Raw genomic sequence first — 5739 nt, 5'->3', positions numbered from 1 at the left:
TCGTCAAGGCCACCCGGCACCCCGGGCAGCGGCACGACCTGACGATCCTGCTGCGCGCCTCGGAGACCGGACGGCCGATCACCGGCCTCACCGAGGCCGCGGTCGCCGCCCCGTTCGCGGTGCCCTCGAGCGACGTCGTGCTCTGCGAGGTCGCCATCCAGCCCGGCCGCCAGGGCGGCCCCGGCTGGATGGAGGCCCACATCACCCCCGACGCCAACCAGCGCCGCCGCACCAAGCCGACCGACCAGGAGAAGTGGACGGACCGTGTCGCCAGCGCCAAGGGCGGCGCCCCCGGCTCCGAGCTGGTCCACACCACCCGCGACAACGAGCGCGGGGTGACGTTCTACCGGGCGAGGATGACCGACTCCACCGAGACTCCGCGCATCGACCTGTCCAAGGTCTGCCGCGGCCTGGGCCTGCCCGATGACGACAGCCGCGTCTTCGTCCTGGTCGAAGGGGCCGAGTTCCTGATCAGCGTGTTCGACACCCCGCCGCTGTCCCCGAAGTTCCCCGCCACCCGCGAGCTGCTCACCCCGGACGCCAAGGGCATGTACGTGTGCGGGTTCAGCATCACCGGCCAGCCGGTGCACAACTTCGTGTTCCAGCACGACAAGAACGCCGCCAAGCACGGCCTGGTCCTCGGCGTCACCCGCGGCGGCAAGACGCAGTTCTTCGCCGTCACCATGGTGGCCGAGTCCAACGCCGGACAGATCGTGTGGCTGTCGTCCTGCTTCAAGGACGAGAAGACCACCGCCCTCGGGGAGTTCATCGACCGCCAGGGCATCACCCCGCTCTACATGGCCCGCCAGCTGCGCGCGGCCAAGGCCCTGTGCCAGATCCGGGCGGAGATGCCGTGGGCGCACGACGGCAAGCCGCACGACTACAAGCCCGGCGACCCGCGCTGCCCCTACAAGCAGCTCAACGTCTACGCGGATGAGTTCATGACCGCGAGCCAGGACCCCGAGTACGGCGAGTTCATCCAGGCCGACGGCGACGCGCTGACCGTCATGGGCCTCAAGTACGGGATCGGCTTCAACCCGGCCGGGCAGTCGCCGTTCGCGCACAACGGCTTCTCCACGGAGATGAAAGACAACCTTCGGCAGAACAGCCGCCCGGTCATCTTCAACATGGGCTCGCCCGGCGCCACCCGCAAGGCGGCGGAGGGCACCATGGAGAACGCCTACGACGTCCCGACCATCCCCGCCCGCTACGCCCCCAAGGAAGGCAGCGCGATCGAGCGGGCCATGGCCGGCGAGGCCGAGCCCGAGAACGGCGTCTCCACCGGCGGCGTCGCGGTCGTGGTCCTCGACAACGGGCGGGCCGTCCTGATGAAGGCCCTGTACGTCGACTTCGACCACGACCTCTCCAGCCTGTTCCCCAGCGAGATCCACCGGCTCACCGACTACGAGATCGAGGAGCTGACCAAGCTCGGCCTGTGGTTCGACTGGAGCGAGCCCGAGCCGCGGCCCGGCGAGTTCTGGCCCGAGCCCGACGAGGACGACGACGGCGACGGCAAGCCCCGCCGACGCGGAGGCGGCGGAGGCGGTGGCAAGGGCGGCTCCAAGCGCACAAGCCGCCGCGCCGAGCCGAAGGTCACCTCGCCCCGCCAGGCGCTGGAGGCCATCAAGAGCCTCACCGACGCCTGAACCACCCACCCATCACCCAGGGGCCGGCCCGCCCGAACGGCGGCCGGCCCCCAACCGTTCATGAAGGAGCACCCCCGCCGTGGGCCTGTCCATCTCCGCCGCCGCGCTGCTCGCCATCATCGTCGTCGTCCTGGTCAAGGGCGGACACGTCCGCGTCGGCCCCGCGCTGACCTGCACGCTGTTCGGCTTCACCCTCGCCGCGACCGGCCTGGCCCCGGCCATCAACACCGGCCTGGCCGCGCTCGCCGGACTGCTCGCCAGCTTCTGACCTACGCCTCGGTCCACGGCGGGTCGGGCGTGTAGTTGAGCCCGTCGCAAAAACGGCAGTCCCACTCCGACGGGACCTCCCACTTGTCGACCCAGAAGCCGACCTGCCTGCCGACGAAGTAGTTGTCCCCGCCGCACCAACCGCAATCGAAGACGAACTCCACCCGAATCCCTCCACCGCGCTGCCGGATCGAGGATGCCCGGGGCGCCGGGCGGTGACTACCCACCCGCCAGCCACAAACCACCTGCTGCACAACACCGAAGGGCGCCGCCGGACACGACTCCGGCGACGCCCTTCCCCGCTGCGCGCGACCACTCCCCCACGCGCCCTCCCCGCCACCACGGCCGGAAGGGCGCACCCCTTTCCCGCGTGATCGGAGACCCCTGATGGACCCCCTGCACACCACCCAGTCCGGCCTGCCCGAGTCCGAGGCCGCGGCCGAAGCCCGCCGCCTGCTCGACGAGTGGGCGGGCAAGCCCGTCCGGCAGCACCCCACCTCCTACCGCGACGACACCGCGCCGCCGGCCTTCGGCACCACCCCGGCCGTGCCGCAGCCCGACCACCGGATCGTCCCGGCCTGGGCGGCCGGGATCGCCGTCGCGAGCATCGGCGTGGGCGCCGGGATCACCGGCATCGGCTGCGGCGCCTGGCTCGTATGCAGGGCCTGGCCTCCGTCAGCCTCACCGGGGTCCTCATGGCCACCCTGCCGTTCGCGGGCCTGGCCATGGCCGCCACCGCCATCGGCGGCGCGATCAGCAAGTCCCGCGCGGCCGTCACCAAGAACGTCTACGAGGGCCCGGTCACCCACCACACCGAGATCCACAACAACAGCACCACCCGCGGCGCGTTCTTCGCCCGCACCCGCAACGACATCCACTGACCCGCCCACCACCATCGCCCGCCTTCCGGCACAGGGAGCAGCCACGCCATGACGCACAACGACAAGCCGATCAACGGCCAGGACAACCCTTCCTTCCTCGACCTGTTCAACCAGCTGCCGCCCGTGCCGCCGGCCCCCGAGCTGGACGGCCAGCACGGCGCTGGGCGGCTTGCGTGGCTGCGCGCCGCGTGGAAGGCGTCCTGGGAGGAGGGCGGCTTCCTCTACGAGCGGTGGGCAGGCCCGGCACGTCAGCTGGTACGAGATCGCCACCTGGATCAGAGCCGCCCTCCTGTTCGGCGGGCTCAGCCTCATCGTGCTGATGCTGGACGCCGCCGGCAACATCACCTCCGCCACGCTCACGGGCCTGTCCAACGTCCCGGCCACCAGCGCCAGCGACGGCAGCGGCCTGTGGGCACGGTCGATTACCCCGTCCGCGTGTTCCTCGCCGACCAGGCCGCGCACCTCGCCGTCGCCCCGGCCGCCCTGTATGCGTTCTGGCAGCTGACAGGGCTGCTCGGGCTGGTCGGCGGGTTTTTCGGTAACGCAGGCGCCCGCATCGCCTGGCTGCTGTTCGGGATCGGCAGCCTCGCCATGATCTGATCCACCGCCCCGGCCGGAGGCCGCGCCGCCGCCACCGGGCTCGCCGCCCTCATGTGGGCACTGGCCAGCATTTTCGCCCTGCGCGGCCTGACCCTGCGGCCCATCGTCCACAACCACCCGCCGCAGTACCAGTTCAACCCCGCGCTCCATCTGCATGCCACCATCCCCGCCCCCACTCCGGCGGGTGACGACCACGGCGACAACATCCACCCGCTCCAGCGCTGACCGGCGCGGTCGTGGGCCGCCGCATCTTCCGCACCGCCCGCTGACCTGACGCCCTGCCTGGTCCTCGCCCGCCCCGCTCTGGGGTCGGGCGAGGACCGGACAGGCCGCCCGGCCGCACGTGGCGCCCCGCCGACACCAGCACGACGTCGGCGGGGCGCAGCGCTGTCCACCAACTACCTGGAGGAACCGCTCGTGCTCATTCCCCGCCCGCGCCGCCGGATCGGCCGGCCCCGCCCGCAGCGTTTCGGCCCCCGCTACCCGCACCGCCCCGAGCAGCTGCCCGGCGCCTGGAGCAGGTGATGCCGCGCCCGAGGAAGAAGCGCCGCCGCCCCGAGGTGACCCGGGTGCCGCGCAGTGAGACGGCGCTGCCCGAGTACGACCGCAGCACGGTGCCCGAAAGCTTGGTCACCAGGCGGCAGTTACGGGAGATGGGGCTGAGCCCCGGCGACAACGAGGGCCCGGTCGCGATCCTGCGGTGCAGGCTGTGCGCGACCCGCCCGCAGTGGTCCTGCCGTCATCCCACCCGCGGCTACCTGCTCCGCGTCGACCTGGCCAAGCCCAAGCGGACGCCGACGCTCGCTCAGGAGTGGGCGCTCGATCAGGCGATGGCAGCGAGGCAGACCTGTGGCCAGTGCGGGAGGCGGTTTTACATCTGCCTCTCGAAGAAGCTCGGCTGCTGCCTGCAGTGCTTCGACGGTACGCCCGTCGACCCCAGCAGCCTGATGACCCTCCCGGCCCCGGCCGTTCACCGGCTGGCCGCGTGAGCCAGCCCCGTCCCGACCGTCCAGGCCGGGGCGGGGCCCGCACAACCGGGCGGCCGCAGCACCGGCAAAGGCCGGCCGCCCGCTCCTTCACCCCTGCGAGCGCAGGGAAGATTCAGCATGCAGCATCGTCCCGCCGTCTTCGCCGCCCTTCTCGGACTGACCCGCGCCGGGAGCGCGATCGGAGACTCCGCGCTTAACGCGGCGAAGGCCGTGTCCACCGTTTTCGGTGTCTCGCTCCCGCGGGTCCGCTGACGCGTTTGGCCTGTCCAGAGGTTCGGGTGTCTGTCTCCGTTGGCGGGCGTCGATGTTGGGCCGCCCAGTTCGTCCCTGTGGGTGACGCTGCCCCGACTGAGCCGTTCCTGAAGCGGCTCTCCCAGGCCCGGGAGGCCGACCTCGGGCGCGACGGCAGCACCGGCTTGACCGATCTGCTGCTGGTCCGCCGCTTCTTCGGCCCGGAGATCCTGCCGCTGTGGCGGTGGCGGCCGGGCTCGGACCTGGTGACCGGCCGGGACCGCGTCGCGGAGATCGCCTCGGGCAGCAGTACCTCACCCTGGCGTACCGCGACGACGTCGACGGAGAGGGCGACTTCTGCTTCGACGTCCTGCTGCCGTGCCCCTTCGATGCGGAGTGCGCCGGCCAGGCGTGGGCGCCGGTCTACTCGGTCACCGACCTGTACAAGGCGCTGACCGGCGCCATGGACAACGACCCGACATCGTCTGCACCGTCCACGGAGGCCCCGACGTCGACCAGGAGGCCGACGACCACGACCAGGACGACGACCCCGAGGGCCGCGCGGACCTGGAAGCGCAGTACGCGGACGCGGTCGCGTGAGCCGCGCCGCCGACGGCCCGCACCCACACCCGCTCACCCCGGCCGAACTCCCGGCCGGGGATGAGTGGTGGCACGGCTGCCGCGACTGTCACCTGCCGATCCAGGGCGGGGCCGCCGGCCTCGCCGCGCACCGCCGCACCGTCCGCACGAGCGCCGGTGATCCCCGGCGGCCCATCACGATCCACCTGGACCTCTGACCGGCGGGCCCGTTTCCCCAGTTTGGGAAACGGGCCCGGCGTGACGGGCGCTCCGTGCCGCCCCGGCCTCCAGCACGACGGAGGCCGGGGCGGTCGCGGTGGTCCCTCACCACCGAGCACAGAGAGGAGCTGGACGTCATGCACCTGCGGATCTACGAGGTCGACGTCCCGATACACGACAGCACCAACCCCGACCGGCGCGGCTGTGACTGAGCGGGCTAGTTGTCCAGTGAGTGCGCAATCTGGCCAGTTGAGTGCCCGGCGTCGATCGCTGCGGACAGGTGCTTGGCGTGGGTGTCGAGCGTGCGCTTGAGGGCTGTGTAGCCCG

At 71.9% G+C, this 5739-nt stretch carries 8 protein-coding genes and 2 pseudogenes; 9 read left to right on the top strand and 1 reads right to left on the bottom strand.

Features of this window, described 5'->3' with window-relative positions; all coding sequences use genetic code 11:
* Both RIF68_RS25200 and RIF68_RS25195 read left to right on the top strand, forming a co-directional pair.
* Positions 1 to 1646: chromosome segregation protein ParM (locus RIF68_RS25200; RefSeq protein WP_309053588.1), on the top strand; the 1646-nt coding region annotated here is incomplete at its 5' end.
* A 79-nt stretch (positions 1647 to 1725) separates the two neighbouring features.
* Positions 1726 to 1914, top strand: coding sequence for a hypothetical protein (locus tag RIF68_RS25195; protein WP_309053587.1), 189 nt, complete (start codon positions 1726 to 1728; stop codon positions 1912 to 1914).
* A 1-nt stretch (position 1915) separates the two neighbouring features.
* Here the strand turns inward: RIF68_RS25195 and RIF68_RS25190 are convergent, their stop codons facing one another.
* Positions 1916 to 2077, bottom strand: a complete 162-nt coding sequence (locus RIF68_RS25190; RefSeq protein ID WP_181399531.1) for a hypothetical protein — start codon at positions 2075 to 2077, stop codon at positions 1916 to 1918.
* A 223-nt stretch (positions 2078 to 2300) separates the two neighbouring features.
* On the opposite strand from RIF68_RS25190, the pseudogene RIF68_RS25185 reads away from it, so the two are divergent.
* The 7 genes and pseudogenes from RIF68_RS25185 to RIF68_RS25155 all read left to right on the top strand — a co-directional run bounded on the left by RIF68_RS25185 (position 2301) and on the right by RIF68_RS25155 (position 5411).
* Positions 2301 to 2794, top strand: a pseudogene (locus RIF68_RS25185) (hypothetical protein).
* Between the two features lie 48 nt (positions 2795 to 2842).
* Positions 2843 to 3394, top strand: a complete 552-nt coding sequence (locus RIF68_RS25180; protein WP_309053586.1) for a hypothetical protein — start codon at positions 2843 to 2845, stop codon at positions 3392 to 3394.
* A gap of 51 nt (positions 3395 to 3445) precedes the next feature.
* The gene (locus RIF68_RS25175) at positions 3446 to 3619 is read left to right on the top strand and encodes a hypothetical protein (protein ID WP_309053585.1); all 174 of its coding nucleotides are present in this window, start codon (positions 3446 to 3448) and stop codon (positions 3617 to 3619) included.
* Between the two features lie 299 nt (positions 3620 to 3918).
* On the top strand, positions 3919 to 4383 hold the full coding sequence (locus RIF68_RS25170; protein WP_309053584.1) for an RRQRL motif-containing zinc-binding protein: 465 nt from the start codon (positions 3919 to 3921) through the stop codon (positions 4381 to 4383).
* A gap of 117 nt (positions 4384 to 4500) precedes the next feature.
* Positions 4501 to 4635 (top strand): hypothetical protein, encoded by a 135-nt coding sequence (locus tag RIF68_RS25165; RefSeq protein WP_309053583.1) that lies wholly within the window; start codon positions 4501 to 4503, stop codon positions 4633 to 4635.
* A 98-nt stretch (positions 4636 to 4733) separates the two neighbouring features.
* Positions 4734 to 5214: pseudogene (locus RIF68_RS25160) on the top strand (ATP/GTP-binding protein); the annotation flags it as partial.
* Positions 5211 to 5411, top strand: a complete 201-nt coding sequence (locus RIF68_RS25155; RefSeq protein WP_309053582.1) for a hypothetical protein — start codon at positions 5211 to 5213, stop codon at positions 5409 to 5411. The pseudogene RIF68_RS25160 and the gene RIF68_RS25155, both read left to right, overlap by 4 nt.
* Positions 5412 to 5739: the final 328 nt, after the last annotated feature.

The organism is Streptomyces sp. (genome assembly GCF_031178505.1).
Classification (GTDB): Bacteria; Actinomycetota; Actinomycetes; order Streptomycetales; family Streptomycetaceae; genus Streptomyces; species Streptomyces gulbargensis.
This window is presented reverse-complemented; position numbering and strand designations above follow the sequence as displayed.

Excerpts from the sequence above, each read along its gene's own strand:
- RIF68_RS25175 (WP_309053585.1), top strand. The coding sequence starts at position 3,446 with ATGTGGGCACTGGCCAGCATTTTCGCCCTGCGCGGCCTGACCCTGCGG.
- RIF68_RS25170 (WP_309053584.1), top strand. The coding sequence starts at position 3,919 with ATGCCGCGCCCGAGGAAGAAGCGCCGCCGCCCCGAGGTGACCCGGGTG.
- RIF68_RS25180 (WP_309053586.1), top strand. The coding sequence starts at position 2,843 with ATGACGCACAACGACAAGCCGATCAACGGCCAGGACAACCCTTCCTTC.
- RIF68_RS25165 (WP_309053583.1), top strand. The coding sequence starts at position 4,501 with ATGCAGCATCGTCCCGCCGTCTTCGCCGCCCTTCTCGGACTGACCCGC.